The 19,806-nt window shown below is 45.7% G+C and carries 16 protein-coding genes and 1 other RNA gene; 8 read left to right on the top strand and 9 right to left on the bottom strand.

What is annotated here, in order from left to right; all coding sequences use genetic code 11:
• Positions 1-98 precede the first annotated feature (98 nt).
• Positions 99-1,217 carry a Gfo/Idh/MocA family oxidoreductase gene (locus JGK11_RS08220; RefSeq protein ID WP_293191227.1) on the bottom strand — a complete coding sequence of 373 codons (1,119 nt, stop codon included), beginning with the start codon at positions 1,215-1,217 and terminating at the stop codon, positions 99-101.
• Positions 1,218-1,396: 179 nt separating this feature from the next.
• Between JGK11_RS08220 and JGK11_RS08215 the strand changes: the two genes are divergently transcribed.
• Positions 1,397-1,612 carry a hypothetical protein gene (locus tag JGK11_RS08215; protein WP_293191225.1) on the top strand — a complete coding sequence of 72 codons (216 nt, stop codon included), beginning with the start codon at positions 1,397-1,399 and terminating at the stop codon, positions 1,610-1,612.
• On the opposite strand, the gene rnc is transcribed toward JGK11_RS08215, so the two are convergent.
• The 3 genes from rnc to corA form a co-directional block, all read right to left on the bottom strand.
• Entirely contained in the window at positions 1,561-2,283 is a 723-nt protein-coding gene (rnc, locus tag JGK11_RS08210; protein WP_293177931.1) for a ribonuclease III, read from the bottom strand. The genes JGK11_RS08215 and rnc overlap by 52 nt on opposite strands.
• A gap of 449 nt (positions 2,284-2,732) precedes the next feature.
• Positions 2,733-3,167, bottom strand: an RNA gene (rnpB, locus tag JGK11_RS08205) — RNase P RNA component class A.
• Between the two features lie 126 nt (positions 3,168-3,293).
• Positions 3,294-4,457, bottom strand: a complete 1,164-nt coding sequence (gene corA / locus JGK11_RS08200; protein WP_293177927.1) for a magnesium/cobalt transporter CorA — start codon at positions 4,455-4,457, stop codon at positions 3,294-3,296.
• A 303-nt stretch (positions 4,458-4,760) separates the two neighbouring features.
• Between corA and JGK11_RS32840 the strand changes: the two genes are divergently transcribed.
• Positions 4,761-4,895: a hypothetical protein gene (locus tag JGK11_RS32840; protein WP_366053511.1), complete on the top strand. Its 135-nt coding sequence runs from the start codon at positions 4,761-4,763 to the stop codon at positions 4,893-4,895.
• Here the strand turns inward: JGK11_RS32840 and JGK11_RS08195 are convergent.
• A complete protein-coding gene (locus tag JGK11_RS08195) occupies positions 4,882-9,117 on the bottom strand; it encodes a PAS domain-containing protein (RefSeq protein WP_293211219.1) in 4,236 nt (1,411 codons plus the stop codon). The genes JGK11_RS32840 and JGK11_RS08195 overlap by 14 nt on opposite strands.
• Positions 9,118-9,733: 616 nt before the next feature.
• Positions 9,734-11,434 carry a chaperonin GroEL gene (gene groL / locus JGK11_RS08190; RefSeq protein ID WP_293152181.1) on the bottom strand — a complete coding sequence of 567 codons (1,701 nt, stop codon included), beginning with the start codon at positions 11,432-11,434 and terminating at the stop codon, positions 9,734-9,736.
• 358 nt (positions 11,435-11,792) lie between these two features.
• On the opposite strand from groL, the gene JGK11_RS08185 reads away from it, so the two are divergent.
• The 6 genes from JGK11_RS08185 to JGK11_RS08160 all read left to right on the top strand — a co-directional run bounded on the left by JGK11_RS08185 (position 11,793) and on the right by JGK11_RS08160 (position 15,690).
• Positions 11,793-13,541 carry an ABC transporter ATP-binding protein gene (locus tag JGK11_RS08185; protein ID WP_293177918.1) on the top strand — a complete coding sequence of 583 codons (1,749 nt, stop codon included), beginning with the start codon at positions 11,793-11,795 and terminating at the stop codon, positions 13,539-13,541.
• 177 nt (positions 13,542-13,718) lie between these two features.
• Positions 13,719-14,378: an SGNH/GDSL hydrolase family protein gene (locus JGK11_RS08180; RefSeq protein ID WP_293196543.1), complete on the top strand. Its 660-nt coding sequence runs from the start codon at positions 13,719-13,721 to the stop codon at positions 14,376-14,378.
• A 94-nt stretch (positions 14,379-14,472) separates the two neighbouring features.
• Positions 14,473-14,892: an MAPEG family protein gene (locus JGK11_RS08175; protein WP_293177912.1), complete on the top strand. Its 420-nt coding sequence runs from the start codon at positions 14,473-14,475 to the stop codon at positions 14,890-14,892.
• Between the two features lie 74 nt (positions 14,893-14,966).
• Complete coding sequence (locus tag JGK11_RS08170; RefSeq protein WP_293204826.1) at positions 14,967-15,149, top strand: hypothetical protein; 183 nt, start codon at positions 14,967-14,969, stop codon at positions 15,147-15,149.
• On the top strand, positions 15,118-15,483 hold the full coding sequence (locus JGK11_RS08165; RefSeq protein ID WP_293204828.1) for a hypothetical protein: 366 nt from the start codon (positions 15,118-15,120) through the stop codon (positions 15,481-15,483). Before JGK11_RS08170 ends, JGK11_RS08165 begins: the two co-directional genes overlap by 32 nt.
• A 51-nt stretch (positions 15,484-15,534) precedes the next feature.
• The gene (locus JGK11_RS08160) at positions 15,535-15,690 is read left to right on the top strand and encodes a hypothetical protein (protein WP_293177903.1); all 156 of its coding nucleotides are present in this window, start codon (positions 15,535-15,537) and stop codon (positions 15,688-15,690) included.
• Between the two features lie 82 nt (positions 15,691-15,772).
• On the opposite strand, the gene murD is transcribed toward JGK11_RS08160, so the two are convergent.
• The 3 genes from murD to JGK11_RS08145 all read right to left on the bottom strand — a co-directional run bounded on the left by murD (position 15,773) and on the right by JGK11_RS08145 (position 19,782).
• Positions 15,773-17,125, bottom strand: a complete 1,353-nt coding sequence (murD, locus tag JGK11_RS08155; RefSeq protein ID WP_293177900.1) for a UDP-N-acetylmuramoyl-L-alanine--D-glutamate ligase — start codon at positions 17,123-17,125, stop codon at positions 15,773-15,775.
• A 268-nt stretch (positions 17,126-17,393) separates the two neighbouring features.
• Positions 17,394-19,562: a glycine--tRNA ligase subunit beta gene (gene glyS, locus JGK11_RS08150; protein ID WP_293211217.1), complete on the bottom strand. Its 2,169-nt coding sequence runs from the start codon at positions 19,560-19,562 to the stop codon at positions 17,394-17,396.
• A complete protein-coding gene (locus JGK11_RS08145) occupies positions 19,555-19,782 on the bottom strand; it encodes a hypothetical protein (protein WP_293196549.1) in 228 nt (75 codons plus the stop codon). Before JGK11_RS08145 ends, glyS begins: the two co-directional genes overlap by 8 nt.
• Positions 19,783-19,806: the final 24 nt, after the last annotated feature.

The raw sequence follows: 19,806 nt of genomic DNA, 5'->3' as shown, positions 1-19,806 counted from the left end.
CCACTAAACTAAGAGGGCCCAAGCCCAACAACGTCCGCGAATCTTTCTGAGAACCGCTATAATATAATTTTCTTAATCTAAAATCTAAAATCTAAAATCTAAAATGGTATCAGGGGCTGTCCGCCAAGTTCGAGGGATTTGCTCAAAGTGCTGAGAATGCGGATTAATTCGACGGAAGCCGCACCGGAAGAGCTAGGACAAGGGGTATTTGTTTGCACGCAGTTGAGGAAACGATCGCACACTCGCCGCAGTGGCTCTGCTGGTTCTAAATTTAACACTTCCCGGTACCTGAGATTTGTGGGTGGCGACGCGATCCTCTTCGTTGGCGTAGCCCCCGTAGGGGCGGGCTTCGCTAACGCACTTTCGCCAAAATTATCCTCATCGCCCCCCCGATTTGAACCACCACGCTGCAAAATTAGAGGAGTTTCCGGCGACATTTCATCAAAAATCAAAGTTCCCAAACTGCCAACAACTGTTAAGCGCCGCTGTTTGTCGGGATTTAGCCAGCACAGGTGAATGAATGCTTGAAATCCGTCGGGATAAGTCAGCGTTACCCAAACTAAATCTGCTAATCCTTCTGCTTGATTTATTGCTTCTTCCCCCTGACTTTTGACTTCTGACTTCGGAAATACAGTACCAGTCGCCCTGACTTGAATAGGGGTTTGTTCCAGCCAAGTATTGAAAATAGCGATATCGTGAACGGCCAAATCCCAAAGGGCATCAACATCATGCCGCACGGGTTCAAAATGGGTGCGCTGGGCGTAACCGTAGCGCAAGGTTCCGAGTTGATGCTGCTGAATAATCGTTTGGCCGCGATCGACTGCGGGATGAAACAGATAAGTGTGATCGACGAAGAGTTGTCGCTGCTGTTTTTGGGCTAATTTACAGAGTTCTATTGCTTCACTGAGGTTGAGGGCGAGGGGTTTTTCTACTAAGACGTGGTAGCCTTGTTGCAGCGTGGCGGTTGCGAGGGTGTAGTGTGTGGAGGCTGGAGTGGCGATCGCCACAGCATCTAGTCCCGGCAATGCTTCTATTTGTGACCAATCGGTAGCTAGAATCACCGAGGGATGCAGATGAAACTGTTTTTGGACAGCCACCAATGAATCTCGATTCGGGTCTACCACCGCTAAAACTTCGCTGTTGGGATGTTCGAGAAAGTTGCGAATTAGGTTAACTCCCCAGCGTCCGGCACCCAATACAGCTATTCCGATTTTCATTGATGATAATTTCAAGAATCGCACACCCATTATAGCATTATTGGTAATAATTGGATCTCTTTGAATCCTAAAAAATGCCAATTCCAATCCCCAATCCCCAAGGGTGCATCTGGTTTTTGAAGAGGGTGAAGCATGACCGCATATAATTTATTAGTTATAATCTCATATTGACGGAGGTCATGCGATCGCCCCTACAAACATATTTGCTTGCACAAGCCGCTGCACCCAATCCCCAATTACCAATTACCAATTACCAATTACCAATTACCAATTACCAATTACCAATTACCAATTACCAATTACCAATTACCAATCCCCAATCCCCAATTACAACTGTCAACTGTCAACTGTCAACTGTCAACTCACTACTGACTAATTTATTGAAAGCTGCCTGAGCCGCTGCTTGTTCGGCCGCTTTGATCGATCGACCTTTTCCCTCTGCTACCAACTCTCCCTGAATGTGAACCTCGGCGGTAAAACGATCCTCGCCGCCCTGTACTGTCCCGGTTTCTCGCACGCTATATTTGGGCAAAGTTTTATATTTGCCTTGAGTCAACTCCTGGAGGGCAGCTTTGTAGTTTTGGCGGGCGGGATCGCTGCGAATTTCCGCCGCTAGGCGCTGAAAGTGAGGATCGAGCCAAGGGCGAACTAATTCTAACGTCTGGGCACTCAAATAAAGGGCGGCTAGCAAGGCTTCCAAAGAATCTGCCAGCCTGGGCACTGCGCCTGTTTTGTCCGAGGCGGCGCTGCTGGAAACGATTAAATAGCGATCGAACCCGTAACTGTCAGCGATTTTAGCAAGGATGCGATCGCTCACCAAGATCGATCGAATAGCAGCAAATTCCCCCACCGCACAGTCAGGATAAATTTCAAACAACAATTCCGAAGCCGCCAGCCGCACCACAGCATCGCCGACAAACTCTAATTGCTCGTAATTTGCCTTAGCAGACGCACTAGCATGAGTCAAAGCTAAATCTACAAGATGCCATTTGATCGAAGCATCCTTCGGTAGCCCCAATTTTTCAATTAATATTTCAAGTTGCTTTTGGCGACCTGGATAAATCATACGATTTTAGATTTTAGATTTTAGATTTTAGATTTTAGATTTAGGATTTAGGATTGGGGATTGGGGATTGGGGATTGGGGATTGGGGTGCATCTGGGTTTTGCAAATATGTTTGTAGGGGCGAAGCATGACCGCAGTAAATATGAGATTATAACTAATAATTTATATGCGGTCATGCTTCGCCCTCTTGAAAAACCAGATGCACCCTAGGATTGGGGATTTAGGATTGGGGATTGGGGATTGGGGATTGGGCATTTAGGATTTTATTATAATTGCGAATTTCCTTTGCTGATGACTATCCAGGTTTAGAGCTTGTATAAAGTAGCATGAATTGTTGAAAAGAATATCAAATTCATTTTAAGAAAAAAGCTTGTCATTACAAAACCAAATGTTCCGTTACCCAAATATTTGTGCGGGTGCTGATGGGCGAACCTTACCGAAAAATTGGAGGGGAAAAAGTCGGACATAAGCCGGGTTCTGTTCTCTCAACTGCAAGCAGTTTTCGAGGGCAGTTATCTATCTGGGACGCCTGTTACCAGACGCCTCAAGCGGTACCAAAGAACGGAACCGGTAAAAAACCAACCATAGTCCCTCCGACCTTGCTCCCAACCGGGGTTTACCTAGCCAGCACCTCTCGATGCTGCTGGTGCGCTCTTACCGCACCTTTGCACCCTTACCCCTAACACTTTGCGATTTTTGACGATCGATTTTTGATGCAATCTCCAATCTCCAATCTCCAATCTCTAAATGGGGGGCGGTATCTTTCTGTGGCACTATCCTCACGATCGCTCGCACTGGGCGTTACCCAGCAAGTTTGGTTTTTCGGGAGCCCGGACTTTCCTCAGACTAGCTTTCGCTAATCCGCAACCGCCTGCGCCTACTTTTTCCCCAGATTTATTGTACCTGAACCGAAGCATCTCCCATTAAAATAAATCAGAGCTAACAAACATATCAACACCCTCTCCCGAAAAATGTCCTGGGTGGCGATCGCATTCTATCGAATTCCTGGGTTCAGTCATCCTTAAGAGTAGAAAAATTCTCAAACCATCCGCGCCGCCAAAAGAAGTAAACTAAAGTAGAGGCGATCGCTAGCATCAGCCCCCAACAAAGTGGATAGCCAAAATACCAATTCAGTTCCGGCATATTCAACGGTGATTTCTCTGTATTGAAATTCATCCCGTATACTCCCGCCACAAAAGTAAGAGGAATAAAGATACTCGAAATCACCGTCAGCAATTTCATGATTTCATTCATTTTATTCCCCACTGAAGACAAGTAAACGTCCATCAAACCCGAAGACAACTCCCGATAAGTTTCCACCATATCCATCACCTGCACCGTGTGATCGTAACAATCGCGCAGATAAATTCGCACCTCAGGACTAATCAAATCGCTGCTATCGCGAATCAAAACATTAATTGCATCCCGCTGCGGCCAAATGGCGCGGCGCAGCGTCAGCAATTCTCGCCGGATTTTATAAATTTTTTCAAGAGTTTTTCGCGTTGGGCGCACCACCACTTCATCCTCTAACTCTTCAATCCGCTCTCCGTAAACTTCTAATACAGGGAAAAATCCATCTATAATCGAATCTAGGAGAGTATAAGCCAGATAATCTGCTTTGTGCTTGCGAATAGTTCCTTGTCCTTTGCGAATGCGAACTCGCACCGGGTCAAAACAATCATAATCCGGTTCTTCTTGAACAGTTAGTAGGTAATGCTTGCCCAAAATAAAACTTACTTGTTCTTTATGAAAATTATCTGAATTTGGTTTAATCATCACCATCCAAGCAATGATTAAAAGGTGTTCTTCATAGTCTACAACTTTCGGTCGTTGAGGAACATTAACTACATCTTCCTGAGCCATAACGTGCAAATTAAATACTTCGCCCATTTGTCTCCAGGTTTCTTTGTTTCCCAATCCCAACATATCCACCCAAGAAACAGATTCTGTATCTAAATAGGCAGCAGCTTCTCTAGGATTTGCCAATTGGACTCGGGTAGCTCCTGTCTCGCAATAGTCAATTAATACAATCTCAGGAGGTGGCGCATCGGGTTCTAAATCGAGAGTTCCCGGTAGCGCTCCCGGATCGTCATAAAAATAGTCAACGTAGGAATCATCATCATCTTTAATTGGTTTGGTGACGGCACTAGAAGTATGTATGCTTTTGTATACCATGTTGATATTCCTTACTTTTAGTATCTTTAATTAGGTTATCATTTTTTTTGGATAATTACCAATTAAATCTGGCATGAATAAGTTTGAATGTGACTTATTAGGGAGGTATCGAAAACCAGTTTTTTTTGTATAATTATCGCAGCCAAATAAATGTTTTATAATAAATCTGTTGTTTTGCCTCCGCTATATTAAATAACCAATCACCAATCACCAATCACCAATCACCAATCACGGGTGCATCTGGTTTTGGAAGAGGAAGAGGGCGAAGCATGACCGCATATAAGTTATTAGTTATCATCTCATATTGATTGCGGTCATGCTTCGCCCCTACAATTACCAATTACCAATTACCAATTACCAATTACCAATTACCAATTACCAATTACCAATTACCAATTACCAATTACCAATTACCAATTACCAATTACCTTTGCTTAATAGGAATCTCGATCGCAAATTCAGTGCCACCACCGGGCGCGGAAATACAGTCCAGCTTGCCCCTGTGTCTTTCCACCACAATCTGATAGGAGATAGACAGCCCCAAACCAGTACCTTTACCGACTGGTTTGGTAGTAAAAAACGGGTCAAATATCCGAGATTTAACAGACTCTGCCATTCCCGACCCGTTATCCGAAATTGCGATCGCCACTCGATTGTTATCCAACACCTCCGTGCGAATCCGAATCAAAGGAAATGCGTCACAAGCCAAAGGTAAAGTAGGAAAGTTTTGCCGTTCCCCATCCGTTGCACTCGCGAATTCCAATTTTCTATTTCTAACATTTGCCAAAGCATCAATTGCATTACTTAGTATATTCATAAACACTTGATTTAACTGTCCGACATAGCACTGTATCGGTGGCAGTATTCCATATTCTTTGACTATTTCAATCTGGCGATTTTTACCATTTTCTTTGATTTTGTGTTGCAAAATTAACAGCGCGCTGTCAATTCCTTCGTGAATATCAACACGCTTAATATCAGATTCTTCCAGCCGGGAAAAATTTCGCAAAGACAGAACAATTTCGCGAATGCGATCGGCTCCATTTTCAATTGAATTCAGCAGGTTCGGGAAATCCTCTTGCATAAATTCTACTTCTATTTCTTGAGCAAAATTCGCGATTTCCGTCACTGGTTGCGGGTAATTTTTTTGATACAAACTACACAGTTGCAGCAAATTTTTTGCATACTCGTTAGCGTGAATAATATTGCCGTAAATAAAACTAACAGGATTATTGATTTCGTGAGCAATTCCGGCTACTAGCTGTCCCAAACTCGACATCTTTTCTGCTTGAATTAATTGAGCTTGAGTCCGGCCTAATTGTTCCAAGGTTTGCTCTAGTTCGCGATTTTTATCTTTTAATTCTGATTCGGCTTGTTTGCGCTTGGTAATATTGCGGGCGATAACTATTGCCTGATTCGAGTTAAAAGGTAGCAATCTCGCTTCATAGGTTTCTTCCCCAGACGGCATGGATAGGGAATACTCTAGACTAACTGGAGTTCTATTTTCGGCAACTTCCAGTAGAGCCTGTTCTAGCTGGCTAGCGGCGGTTGTTGGCAATATATCGGTCACTTGTTTGCCAAGAAAAGAGTCGGAATTCAGGTACAAATCCCCTGAATTTCCTGACAAATAATCCAAAATAATGCCGTCAGCATTGAGGCGGAAATACAGATCCGGCAATGCTAGAAAAACAGATTCCAACTCAGAAGTTTTTTGGCGCAATGCTTCTTGGGCGTAGTAGCGATCGCTAATATCCAAAATTACCCCATCCAAACAGGAAACGCTCCCATCGGCGTCGAACACTGGAGAACCTTTATCCCACACCCATTTAACGGTGCTGTCTGCTGCTAGCAAGCGGTATTCTAAATTATAAGACTGTTTATTTTCTATTCCTTGCCGAATAGTTGCTTCTACTTTTGCCAAATCTTCGGGGTAAATAATGCTAGCAAAAGTTCTGCCTTTGCTGTCCAAACGCGAAATAAAATCCCCAGCCGGGTAGCCCGCTATTAAGTAAATTGCCTCGCTAATAAAACTTGTTGAAAAATCGCACTGCCAGCGATAAACCACCCCGGGAATATTAGCAACCAAAGACCTAAATCTGGCTTCACTCCTACGCAAAGCTGCTTCCGATTCATGGCGTTTTGTAATATCGTTAGTAAAACCTAGCACTGCAAATATATTACCTTCAGTATCGCGCAGAGGGACTTTTTTGGTATCTAAAATATGTATTGAACCATCAGCAACAGTTGCGGCATCGCAGGGATTGTGGATGATTTCGCCTGCCAGTACAGCAGAGTCGTCTGTGCGAAATCCTCGGATATTTTGTGCGGAATTTCCAAATACTAGCTCTTCTGAGAATCCTAATTCTAAATCTGATTTGCCAATTATTTCTTCGACTGTTTTACCGATCGCTTCGGCTAAACTGTTGTTGGCCAAAATGTAGCGAAATTGTTTATTCTTGGCAAAAATCCAGTCACTGGTTTTGTCGATTACCGTCCGCAGAAGTTGTTCCGAACGTTCGGTTTGTGCCAATGCTACTTGCAGTTCTACTTCCAGGCACTTGCGATCTGTAATATTTTCAAATGCCACGCCTACGGAGTTGTTAGGTAACGGAAAAGCTTTAATAGAAAAAGCACGAGTTATTTTTCCCGATTCGTCGCTGTCAATATCTTCAACTTCTACAGCTTTTTGGTTGCGAATTACTTCAGCAAATGCTTGGGGAATGTTTTTCGATCGCAAATGCGGAAAAATCTCGTCGATTGTCATGCCCAAAACGTCGGCCATTTCTAGCCCGGTAAACCGCGTAGCAGCGGGATTCGAGGCGATCGCCCTCAAGGTGCTATCATCGTCTATATTTTCCAAATGGTAGACGTACAAACCAATTTGCATATTCTCGACAATTTGGTCGTAGAGGCGCACGCTTTCGTCTACCTGCCTGCGTTCGGTGATATCTTCTGTAATCCCCAAAACGTACTGAGGCTCGCCCTGAGCGTCGAGAATTGGCACTTTGCGGGTGTGCAGTATTCTCATACCTTTGTGGCGAGTTTGGATCGGCTCTTCGGCTATTTCTTTAACCAGAGATTGGTTGTGATGGCTGGTCAATATTTCCCTGTCTTGAGCGGTAAAAACGTCAGCTTGCTCTTTCGGGTAAATATCGTAGTCATTTTTGCCGATCGCCTCTTGAGATGTCACACCTGCGATCGTTTCCCCCGCCTTATTCCACAGCACGAATTTTAGCGAAGAAGCATCTTTAGCAAAAACTCCCAACGGCAGATTTTCTACTACGGAATTGAGGAACCCTCTAGCTGATTTTAATTCAGCTTCTGCGCGCTTGCGTTCGATGCCTAAAGCGATGACATCGGCAACGGATCCTAAAGTTTCTTCAAAGGGTACTGTCAGCGACTGGTGGCTGACAATTACCATGACTCCCACTAGCCTTTCTTCGACAATTAAAGGATAGCCGGCGAAGGTAAGAATTTGCTTGGGGATTTGGCAATTTCCCCGATTGTGACTGCTGTCGATAATTGCTAATTGCGAACTGTGTGCTGGCGTGGCTTCCCCGCATTCTTGCTCCTCTAGCCCCAAATGATTCAGTTCAAATCGGCAGTCAAATAGTGGTTTTTGCTGTTCGGCGATCGAGTTAACCTTATTTTGAATAAATCTAGCAACCTCGTCTGTGCGGCTGTAGATTCCAGAGGTTGCTTGCAACTCGCAAATATTGTATTGAGAGTTAAAAGTCCAAATTTCAGCAGAGGCGACATCGAGATTTCGTACCATTGCCTCGCAACAGGGAAGCAGGATATCTTGAGGGTGTTTGGTGAGGGCAATACCGACATCGGCTACCATTGCTGTGAGGCGAGAAGCTTGGGCTTTTTCTGCTTCCAGCCGTTTGCGATCCGTGATATCTTCCACCAAAGAAAGCACTGTAAAAGTGTCGCCGCTGCGAATAATCGAGTTGAACCAACGACACCAAATAACTTGTCCGCATTTGGTTTTATTTTGATTGATTGAAGTATTGCCGTTACCGGAGGCTAGTTCGAGTTCGATCGCACTTACAGCCTCTCGATCGTCCTCGCAAACCAAATCCAAATCGCCGAAATGCTTGCCCAGCATATCATCGGAAGTCCAGCCAAATATTTCTTCAGCACGTTTCGACCACTGAACGATCCGAAAATTCTCATCCCAGCCTACCATTGCCAGGGGACTGTTAGCTGCATTCAACCACAGTAAATGATTCGAGCGACGCAACTGTTGAGTTTTCTGCTGCTGCCAGCGGTAGTGCCTGGTTATATCTCTACCGACACCCAACACCCGCATCTGATTGTTAGCGACATCCAGCGCTGGCGTGTAAGCCGTTTCGTAAATTTTAATCCCGCCATCTGCCGCCGTCACCTCGTGAATTGCCAGCTTTTTTTCCCCTGTGATAAATACTTGTTGCAGGCAGGAATCAATCTGAGAGATTATATTTTTTAGAGCTGTATTATTGGGATATAATTTCAACAATTCCCGATTCGTTTTGTTGACTGCTTCAGCCGGATCCAATCCCATCCAAGCAGCAGCTACAGGATTAATCGATATGTACTTTTGCTGTCGATCGCACTCTAGGAAAGCATCAACAGAGTCAGAGAAAAAAGACTGTAACGAGTTGATAACTTCCTGCATGGGTATTTTTTGATCACTTGCAAGTTAAGCTTTAAATTTTTCCTAAAGTTAGTTTAACTCACTCAAATATTTTTTCGCACTTTACTGCTGGCGTTCCCGGTACAATTTTCGGCCCGTTCCCTATAATACAAAAAATTTCAGGAAATAGTATGTTTTGGAATATAACTTAATTAGAGCATCTGCTCTTTTTTTCAACAAGACGCATCGGATACAAAAGGAGAAGAGGGAGGGGGAGAGGGAGATGGGGAGAGGGGGAGATGGGGAGAGGGGGAGAGAGGGAGAGGGGGAGAGGGGGAGATGGGGAAAGAGGCGTTTGCTTGGAAAAATCTTTAATAGCTTCAGGTGGGCAGTGCGCACCCGAAAGACGCTAGAGACATTTTTGGGATCAAAAGCCAGCAGTCACCAGGCAGTTTTTAGCTGCTAACTGATGACTGATGACTAATAACGTTCGCTCGGGAGCATCTCATTTTTGCAAAAAGCATTTTTTCTTTCAGTGCTGTCCCCGCTCGCGTGCTTTATAAAGCACGCGAGCGGGACAGCACTACAAATGCAAAACCCAGATGCTCCCCGTTCGCTCGGGGGGGGGACGTTCGCACTAATGACTGATGACTAATGACTACATCATGCCCATGCCGCCCATGCCGCCCATGCCGCCCATGCCGCCCATGCCGCCCATGCCGCCCATGCCGCCCATGCCGCCCATGCCGCCCATGTCGCCCATGTCGCCACCAGCTTTTTTCTTCTCGGGTTTTTCGACAATTACAGCTTCAGTGGTCAAAACCATGCCAGCAATGGAACCGGCATTTTGTAAAGCCGATCGCACTACCTTAGCCGGATCGATAATTCCAGCGGCAATCATATCTTCGTAAACGTCGGTGAGAGCGTTGTAGCCAATGTTCAGCTCGCTAGCCCGCACTCGCTCGATCGCGATCGAACCTTCAACACCGGCATTATCAGCGATTTGACGCAAAGGTGCTTCCAAAGCTTTTGCAACCAAATCAGCGCCAATTTGCTCTTCAGCGTCTAAAGTGCTTCTGATGGCATCAATTTTTGTAATCAGGTGAATCAGCGTCGTACCGCCTCCAGCGACGATACCTTCTTCCACAGCAGCTTTAGTAGCGTTGAGGGCGTCTTCAATGCGGAGTTTGCGATCCTTGAGTTCGGTTTCGGTAGCTGCGCCTACTTTAATTACAGCAATACCGCCAGCAAGTTTGGCAATGCGTTCGGTTAATTTTTCCTTATCGTAGTCAGAATCCGTCGCTGCTAGCTGCTTGCGGATTTGCTCGATCCGTGATAACACGTCTGCTTTGTGTTCGTCGCCAGCGACAATGATGGTGTTTTCTTTGTCGATCGTAATTTTGCGGGCGGTACCGAGCATTTCTAGTGTTGCGGTATCAATGCTGAGTCCGACTTCTTCAGAAATCAGTTGACCGCCGGTCAGAACGGCGATATCTTGTAGCATGGCTTTGCGTCGCTCGCCAAAACCAGGAGATTTGGTAGCTGCGATATTCAATACACCGCGTGCTTTGTTGATGACCAAAGTTGCCAAAGCTTCACCTTCAATATCTTCGGCGATAATGATCAGCGGTGAACCGGTGCGGGCAACTTTTTCAAGAAGCGGAATTAGTTCTTGAATGGAGTTAATTTTTTTGTCGGTAATCAGGATGCGAGCGTTTTCGTACTCAACTTCCATGCGATCGTTGTTGGTGACGAAATACGGGGAAAGATATCCGCGATCGTACTGCATCCCTTCGACAACTTCCAATTCTGTCAACAGAGATTTCGACTCTTCAACAGTAATGACGCCATCTTTGGTGACTTTTTCCATTGCTTGAGCAATCATGTCGCCGACTTCTTCGTCGTTACCGGCGGAGACAGTGGCGACCTGAGCAATGGCAGATCCTTCGACTGGTTTCGCTAATTTAGCGATTTCTAGGACTAAATGGGCGATCGTTTTTTCAATCCCGCGGCGCAGTGCGACTGGATTGGCGCCTGCTGCGACATTCTTCAAACCTTCGCGAATGAGGGATTGGGCAATCACGGTAGCGGTGGTGGTGCCGTCGCCTGCGATATCTTTAGTTTTGGAGGCGACTTCTTGAATTAAGCGAGCGCCAGCATTTTCTAGAGGATCTTCGAGTTCGATTTCCCTAGCAACGGTGATACCGTCGTTAACGATTTGGGGAGTGCCGAATTTCTTTTCGAGTAGGACATTCCGGCCTTTGGGGCCCAAGGTAATGCGGACTGCATCGGCGAGTTGATTGACGCCGCGTTCCAGTGCCCGCCGAGATTTGTCGCTAAATGCAACTATTTTGGTCATGTTTGTCTCCTTGCGCTTACATTAGCAAATTTAGCACTCTCTGACTCTGAGTGCTAAGTCGATCGACTTTAGATTGTAGCGTGTCCCTCAGAAGTGTGGGGCTGGCGGGGGCGGATTTGGGGAAAAGGGCGGGCCCCAACGGTGGCCCAGGACACGTCACTGCCGTGTCCCTACATACCCGCTGTAGGGACACGGCACTGCCGTGTCCTCATAGATATAATGTGGTTTGTGACATATCGCCCGATCGGATATTGGAGTGCCCCCTGTCAACTGTCAACTGTCAACTGCTATACGCATCAACGGTTAAATTCGGTACTAACTGTCAACTGTCAACTGTCAACTGTCAACTGTTATACCTATGGCTCGTTATTCTCGACTGCAAAAACTCATTTCTTATATGCGCCCGCACTGGAAACCGACATTCTGGGGCGTTTTTTCCTTATTAATTGTCAATGCTGTGGGCGTTTACATTCCCCTACTGATTCGGAATGCAGTTGACACACTCCAAGTGGCGACTAAATTTGACCAAGTTTTCAACTACGTGATACTGATTCTCGTACTAGCTTCAATCATGTGGGGAATTCGGATGGCATCGCGGATTCTGCTGTTTGGCGTCGGGCGTCAAGTAGAATTTGACCTCAAACAGCAAATATTTAATCATTTATTAACATTAGAACCGTCTTATTTTGCTGCCAATACTGTAGGGGATTTAATTAATCGCGCTACTTCCGACTTGGACAATATTCGCCGCTTGGTGGGTTTTGCAGTGCTGAGTTTGGCGAATACAGCCTTTGCTTATGCTTTGACTTTGCCGGTGATGCTGGGGATTAATGTACGGCTGACGCTGTTGGCGATCGCAGTTTATCCATTAATGCTAGTTTTGGTACAGTTATTTAGCGACAAACTTCGCATCCAGCAACTAGCAGTCCAAGAAGAACTATCGGCGATGAGCGATTTAATTCAAGAGGATATGAGCGGAATGTCCGTAATTAAAATCTATGCTCAAGAAGAAAACGAACGTCGAGCTTTTCGCGATTGTAACGCCAAGTTGCTATCAGCAAATTTGACATTAGCCCAAACTAGAAACTTTATTTTTCCACTACTGGGCGGTTTAGCCAGCATCAGTTTGTTGGTACTACTTTCAGCAGGTGGCGGAGCAATTGCTAAGGGCGAAATTAGCATCGGCGATTTTGTGGCATTGCTGATTTATGTCGAGCGTTTGGTATTTCCGACGGCGCTGTTGGGTTTCACCATTACTGCTTACCAGCGCGGAGAAGTCAGTGTCGATCGCATAGAATCAATTTTGACTGTGGAACCGCAAATTAAGGATGCTCCCGATGCAGCGGACTTGCCAACTCCTGTCAAAGGTGAAATAGTCGCTCGCAATTTGAATTATACCTATCCAGGCGCTAAGATACCCGCGCTCAAAGATGTCAATTTTACCATCAAACCGGGCGAAACAGTCTCGATTGTTGGGGCGATCGGTTCTGGCAAATCAACCTTGGCTAATGCCCTGCCGCGCTTGCTGAATATCGATGCGGGTGAGTTGTTTGTAGACGGGCAGGATATTACCGAGGTGAAGTTGAGGGAGTTGCGCGGGGCGATCGCCTACGTGCCCCAAGAAAGCTTTCTGTTCGGTACTACCATCAAGAATAACATCCGCTACGGCAATCCTTTAGCAGAAGAACCCCAGATTGAAGCAGCCGCCAAACAGGCACAAATCCACCCCGAAATCCTCAACTTTCCGCAACAGTACAAAACAGTTGTCGGCGAGCGCGGCATTACCTTATCCGGCGGACAAAGGCAGCGAACAGCACTAGCTAGAGCCTTGTTAGTTGACGCTCCCGTGCTAATTTTAGATGACGCTCTTTCCAGCGTGGACAATCAAACTGCTACCGATATTTTGCAGAACTTGGCAACCGGAACCGATCGCAAAACCGTAATTTTTATCTCGCACCAAATGTCAGCAGCCGCGAGTGCCGATCGCATATTCGTCATGGAAAAGGGAGAAATAGTGCAAAGCGGCACTCACGCAGAATTGGTAAAGGAAACAGGGCTTTATCAGTATTTGTGGAACCAGCAAAAACTAGAAGAATTGCTGCACTGACAGGTTCGTAGTGAGGACTTTAGTCCTTCTTCATCCAGGTTCGTAGTGAGGACTTTAGTCCTTCTTCATCCAGGTTCGTAGTGAGGACTTTAGTCCTTCTTCAGACAAAGGGAAAAGGACTGAAGTCCTCACTACAAACTGAAGCGTAGTTAACTTAGTTATTTATCAAACATAGTCGTGGAAAATCAAAATCCCGATCCTTCAAGCCTCTCCAGCAACACTGATTCACCGGGAAATAGTCCCATCAAAATAATGCCCCTAGGTGACTCAATTACCGATGGATACTTCGTACCAGGAGGATATCGCATCGATTTACAGCCTGCAATGGAGAATCGAGGCTATGCTATTGAGTTTGTCGGTTCCCTAAGCAATGGCCCCGATACCTTACTCTCTCAGCATCACGAGGGACATTCCGGTTGGCTGATCGAACAAATTTGCGATCGGGTTGTGGAGTGGCTGCAAACCTTCCAACCCGATATTATTTTGCTCCTCATCGGCACCAATAATATCGGACAATGGTATCAAGTAGAAACTGCAAGCTATCGCCTCAACCAATTAATCGATCGCATTTTTGAAACTGCACCCAATGTTAAACTCTTTGTCGCTGCAATTCCGCCAATGTCTGAACCCACCTTAAATCAGCGAGTTAAACTATACAATCAAAACAGCGAGGAGTTAGTCAAGGAAAAACAACAAGCAGGGAAGCCCATAGATTTTGTTGATTTATATAATATCCTCAGCCTTGACGATCTCCCCGATGGCGTTCATCCCAACCGAGAAGGATTTCGGAAAATTGCTGGTGCTCTTGAAGCTTGTCTGTCAGCGCACCTAAGTTAACAAATTCCTCGTCTGCGATTCCACGCAGTCTACAATCGTCGTCAAGAAAAATAGTATAATGAATATATCTAGTCCACCCCAATAATCCCCAATCATGCTCGCAGAAGCAAACGCCACACTCTGGCCTAGTCTAATAACTGTTTCAGCATTAATTCTATACTTCGTTGTTACCATCAACGTTGGCAGAGCCAGATTCAAATACAAAGTTTCTCCCCCGCAGATGACAGGAAACCCGGACTTTGAACGAGTAGTGCGAGTTCAGCAAAATACCCTAGAGCAAATGATTCTATTTTTGCCCTCGCTATGGCTGTTTTCGCAATTTGTCAGCCCAATTTGGGCAGCCGGTATCGGTGCAGTTTGGATAGTTGGACGCATTTTGTTTGCTTGGGGTTATTACCAAGCGGCGGAAAAACGAGCCGCAGGATTTGGTATTAGTACCTTAGCTACTTTAACTTTGCTTGGCGGTTCATTGATTGGCATCATCATGTCCCTGGTAAAAGTTTCACAGCTATAATTTATATTAGTAGGGTGCGCCGCGCGCACCTTTTTATGTAAATCTAACTCTTTCAATCTCGTTCAGGAGTCAATATGTCTGAAACTAACAAACCTGTATTTCAAATTAACCAGCAACTTTTTCAACAGCTTACCGAGTGGCAACAAAAACTCGCACTAGAAGATGAATTAGCCAGCGAGTCAGAAGACGAGAAACCAATAGAGGTAAAAAGTCCTCCCGATAGTGATGAACAGCATTCTCAAACCAATAATTCCTAGCTTGTGGCTGGCAGTATTCTTTTTTGTATTTCCGGCTGCTGTCTCGGCTCAATCGTTGACAATCAGCCAAGTTCAACAAGTTAATAGCGGTTTATTTCGTTCTAACTCTCAAGATTTCTTCGAGCAAGGAAATCGCCAACTGGAACGGGAAATCGCAGCTTTGTTGCGAAAAAATGTTGCTTCCGAAGGCAAGATTCTGGAGATTGATGAAAAATTGCGCTCTCAGCTTTGTCGGGAAGATTTTTTAATCTCCTCGCGGTATCATGATACAATCAGTGCTGCTGAGATTGCCAGTTTTCAGCCAAAATTAAATGAGATTTGCAGGCAGAAATAAAGTCAAAGTGAGGTCAAGATTAAAGTTTTAGCGTTAATGGATAAAGAAGTAATGACTAAATTGAAACTAGCGCTGCTGGAAGCGAAAACGGTGGCTCAGTTGGCTGCGATTATTATTGATTACACTCATGAGGAAATGATGCTAGTTTTTGATGAGCTGGAATGGGAACAGCAGGCAAAAATTAAGGATATTTGGAAGAGTGTTTGAGGGATGGCCTGTTTATAAAGTTGTAGGTTCCAGCACCGGACACGGCATTGCCGTGTCCCTGCGGATATCGCGTAATGCAGCCCTACTTTTTGGGAAGCGATTCGAGACACAATTGACGGAAATGATCGCCGCGTTGCTCGAAGCTTTGGTATTGATCGAAGCTGGCGCAAGCTGGCGAAAGCAGTACGACTTTAGCTTTGTTTTGTTTGCCTAATTCTGCGGCTCTGGGAATGGCTCTTTCCATTGTTTCGACGATTTCCCAAGCGTTATAATCTGCTTGTTCTAGCCGATCGCTAAAAAGGCCCGCTGCATCCCCAATTAACAGCACTGCAACAGCCTTCGCCTTGATTGTATCAATCCAAGCGTTATCATCGCCCTCTTTGGGATCGCCGCCCGCAATCAAAATCGCCGGCGCGCTGACAGCAGCTAACCCAACTTCCGCCGCATCATAATTAGTCGCTTTGCTGTCGTTGATGAAATCTATGCCTTCCCAGGTGCGGATGTGTTCGAGGCGGTGCGCCACTCCGGGGAATTTCGCGATCGCCCGGGCGATCGCACTTTGATCTATCCCTGCCAAATTAGCCGCTGCCACAGCCATCAACAAATTTTGCAAATTGTGTTCGCCCACCATCCGCAAAGACTCAGCAGGCAAAATTTTCTCGCCTTGAGCAATTACCCAACCGTCTTCGATGTACGCTCCAAAAGCGTGTTTTCCCAACAAATCTTTTTCACCTTTAACACTCGTCCAACACGCATCCGGCCAAATGTCAACTCCTTGCTGTCGCAAACCAGGATCGTCACCGTTGATGATTTGCAATTCCGAATTTTTTAGCAAATGGGCTTTAATGTTGTAGTAATTTTCTAAAGTTTTGTGGCGGCTGAGGTGATCCGGCGTCAAAGTCGTCAAAACTCCGATGCGCGGCGCTACCGACGGCGATGATTCTATCTGATAGCTGCTGATTTCTGCGATTACCCAATCAGGCGGTTTCTCAGCTAAAGCTAATTCGCACGCAGCATAACCAATGTTGCCACAAGCGGGAGCATGAAGCCCTGCTTCGGCAAAAATCGCAGCAATTAAAGCAGTAGTTGTAGTTTTGCCGTTAGTACCAGTAATTGCTACCCAAGGAGATTTGAGATAGCGCCACGCGAGAGCCATTTCTCCGATTGTTTCAATTCCCAATTCTCGGGCGCGTACTAATGCTGGAATATCCCAGGGAACGCCCGGACTTACTACTACTAATTCTATGGATTTGTCAGGTTCAAAAGATTTACCTAATTCTAGGTTGATGCCTTCGTTAGCTAGTTCCTGTTGTTGTTCGAGCAAGTTTGGGGCCGATGAGCGATCGCTCAGCGTTACTTCCCATCCTTCGCGTTTGAGCAGTCTGGCGGCGGCAATCCCTGATTTTCCTAATCCAATTATATGAGCGATCGGCATACGTTATGTGTGTGATGGAGCGAATTTCCCTGGTTTTCTAAGTTTATATCTTAACCTTGCATGAATTTTTGCCTATTGGCCATTATGCTTAATTTACGAAAAAAGGTATGTTGTTGCGCTTAAGCGCTCTTTCATCTATGTATGAAAGGGGAGTATCTCAGTTTTGCATTTATTATAGTGCGAGCACCTCAAAGAAAAAATGCTTTTTACAAAAATGAGATGATCCCGCAGGAAAGAGCGCTGAAGCGCAACAACGTACCTTAAAAATTTAAAATCGATTGACGATCGCCCCAAAGTCAGCCAACACCCGCGCGTGATTCCGCAACAAACCCAGTAAATTCAAGCGATTGCGCTTAATTTCCGGGTCAGAATCCATCACCAAAACGCTTTCTGGCCCGTCAAAAAAGCTGCTCACAGCCGGAGCAATCTCCGTCAAACTATCTACCAACTGTTGGTAATTGCGAGTTTGCTTCGATAGCAGCGTTTGCGGCACTAACTGCACCACAGCATCGTAAAAAGCTTGTTCGGAAGACTTTTGAAATAACTCGGGTTTCACCGCCGTTTTCGGTTCCAATTCTACCTTATCCAAATCACCTTGAGCCGCCAAACGAGTCGAACGGTTGACTGTTTCGTAAATCAGATCCAAAGTCTTGTCATTGCGGATTTGTTGCAGGAAAATTGCTCTTTCCAGCGCGTCCAACAAATCTCTTAATGCTCGTTCAGTATATTCTGGGTCGTTTTCTCCCAAAACTGCATTCACCAAATCATAATCTACATTCTTTTCTTCTTGCAGCAAAGTGCGAATTCTTTGCAGGAAAAACTCGTATAATTGCGATAGCAACTCCGCCGATGTTTGGGGGCGCACCGCGGTAAATTCTGCGACAACTTCTGCAAGTAGTTGGTGCAAATTGATTGGCAACTGAGACGCCCAAATAATGTTAGTTATTGCATTGGCGGCGCGGCGCAGGGCGAAGGGATCGGAGGAACCAGTCGGCAGCATTCCTAAGCCGAAGATGCTGACTAATGTATCTAATTTATCGGCGATTGCGACAACTTGACCTGTGAGAGTTTGCGGCAAATTATCGCCCGCACCTTTGGGCAAATAATGCTCGAAAATTCCTGTTGCTACGGCTTCCGGTTCGCCGCAAGCTAAGGCGTATTTCTGACCCATAATTCCTTGCATTTCGGGAAATTCGTAAACCATTTGGGTTACAAGGTCGGCTTTGCAAAGCAATGCTGCTCTTTCTATGTAAGCTTGTTCTGCGGCGGTGATTTGCAGTTGCTTGGTGATGAGAGAGGCAATCTTGCACAGTCGATCGACCTTGGCGCGCACTGTACCCAAATCTTCCTGGAAAGTGACCGTCTCCAACTTTGGCAAATAATCCTCTAGAGGCTTTACCAAGTCTGCTTTGTAGAAAAACTGACCGTCTGCCAATCTCGCCCGCACGACTCGCTCGTTACCTGCGGCAATAATCGCCGATTTTGCCGGATCGCCGTTGGAAATTGTAATGAAATAGGGTAGGAGTTCGGGGAATTCTGGGCTTTTGAGAATTGGAAAATAGCGCTGGTTGGTGACGATAATTGTGGTGATTACTTCCGGCGGTAACATCAAAAAACCGTCGTCAAATTTGCCGACTACGGCGTTGGGCCATTCTACTAAGTCGGTAACTTCTTCTAACAAATCTTCGGTAATGTCGGCGTAACCGCCTTGTTTGGTGGCGGCGGCTTCTACTTGTGCTTTAATTTGAGTTTTGCGCTGTTGTCGATCGACTTCCACGCCAGCAGCCCGCAGACACTCGACATAATCCTCGGCTTGCGGAATCGAGACCCCCCCCATCTCCGGTGTAGGGGGGGTGTGCAACACCCGATGTCCTTGGGAAATGCGATCGCTCTTGACGGTATCTGAACCGCTGACCAATGCGATCGGCAGTACAGTATCATCAAACAGCGCTACGATCGATCGAATCGGGCGCGGAAACTTCAAATCTCCGTCAGCCCACCGCATAAATCTTTTGCCTTCTAACTTGTTAATCCACTGCGGCACAAGTTCGACCAAAATATCCGCCGTCATCCGCCCCGGAATCTGTTTGAGAACAAACACAAAATCGCCTTTATCGGTAGCGCGAACTTCCAAAGCATCGATTTCTACGCCTTGTTTTTTCGCAAAACCTTCGGCTGCTTTCGTCGGTTTGCCATCTTTAAAAGCCGAACTTGCGGGCGGCCCTTTTACCTCTTCTTCTCTGTCTAATTGCTTGAGTGGCAGTCCTTTAACAAGAACGGCCAAACGCCTCGGAGTTGCGTATACATTAATTGATTCATTTGTCAAAGATTGTTCTGCCAGAGTTGCAGGTACGAGTTCCTGCCACTGTTGGACGCTGCCTGCGACAAAAGATGCGGGCAATTCTTCGGTGCCGAGTTCTAATAAAAAGTTAGGCATATAGAAATTGTGAAGTGAGGGAGCTACGGATTGGTAATGGGTAATGGGTAATTGGTAATTGGTAATCGGTAATTGGTAATCGGTAATCGGTAATCGGTAATTGGTAATTGGTAATTGGTAATTGGTAATTGGTAATTGGTAATTGGTAATTGGCTGGTGAGTGCGTTAGTTGACCTAAAATTTTTACATAACAAAGTTTGGTGTTTTTGTCAAGAGGCAATTCATCTCCCGATTCGATCGTTAC

The organism is Microcoleus sp. PH2017_34_RAT_O_A, assembly GCF_020737885.1.
GTDB lineage: Bacteria > Cyanobacteriota > Cyanobacteriia > Cyanobacteriales > Microcoleaceae > Microcoleus.
This window is presented reverse-complemented; position numbering and strand designations above follow the sequence as displayed.

Bases quoted from the DNA above. Each gene is read 5' to 3' on its own strand.
- JGK11_RS08220 (WP_293191227.1), bottom strand. From the start codon at position 1,217: ATGAAAATCGGAATAGCTGTATTGGGTGCCGGACGCTGGGGAGTTAAC.
- JGK11_RS08215 (WP_293191225.1), top strand. From the start codon at position 1,397: ATGCGATCGCCCCTACAAACATATTTGCTTGCACAAGCCGCTGCACCC.
- rnc (WP_293177931.1), bottom strand. From the start codon at position 2,283: ATGATTTATCCAGGTCGCCAAAAGCAACTTGAAATATTAATTGAAAAA.
- corA (WP_293177927.1), bottom strand. From the start codon at position 4,457: ATGGTATACAAAAGCATACATACTTCTAGTGCCGTCACCAAACCAATT.
- JGK11_RS08195 (WP_293211219.1), bottom strand. From the start codon at position 9,117: ATGCAGGAAGTTATCAACTCGTTACAGTCTTTTTTCTCTGACTCTGTT.
- groL (WP_293152181.1), bottom strand. From the start codon at position 11,434: ATGACCAAAATAGTTGCATTTAGCGACAAATCTCGGCGGGCACTGGAA.
- JGK11_RS08185 (WP_293177918.1), top strand. From the start codon at position 11,793: ATGGCTCGTTATTCTCGACTGCAAAAACTCATTTCTTATATGCGCCCG.
- JGK11_RS08175 (WP_293177912.1), top strand. From the start codon at position 14,473: ATGCTCGCAGAAGCAAACGCCACACTCTGGCCTAGTCTAATAACTGTT.
- JGK11_RS08170 (WP_293204826.1), top strand. From the start codon at position 14,967: ATGTCTGAAACTAACAAACCTGTATTTCAAATTAACCAGCAACTTTTT.
- JGK11_RS08165 (WP_293204828.1), top strand. From the start codon at position 15,118: ATGAACAGCATTCTCAAACCAATAATTCCTAGCTTGTGGCTGGCAGTA.
- JGK11_RS08160 (WP_293177903.1), top strand. From the start codon at position 15,535: ATGACTAAATTGAAACTAGCGCTGCTGGAAGCGAAAACGGTGGCTCAG.
- murD (WP_293177900.1), bottom strand. From the start codon at position 17,125: ATGCCGATCGCTCATATAATTGGATTAGGAAAATCAGGGATTGCCGCC.
- glyS (WP_293211217.1), bottom strand. From the start codon at position 19,562: ATGCCTAACTTTTTATTAGAACTCGGCACCGAAGAATTGCCCGCATCT.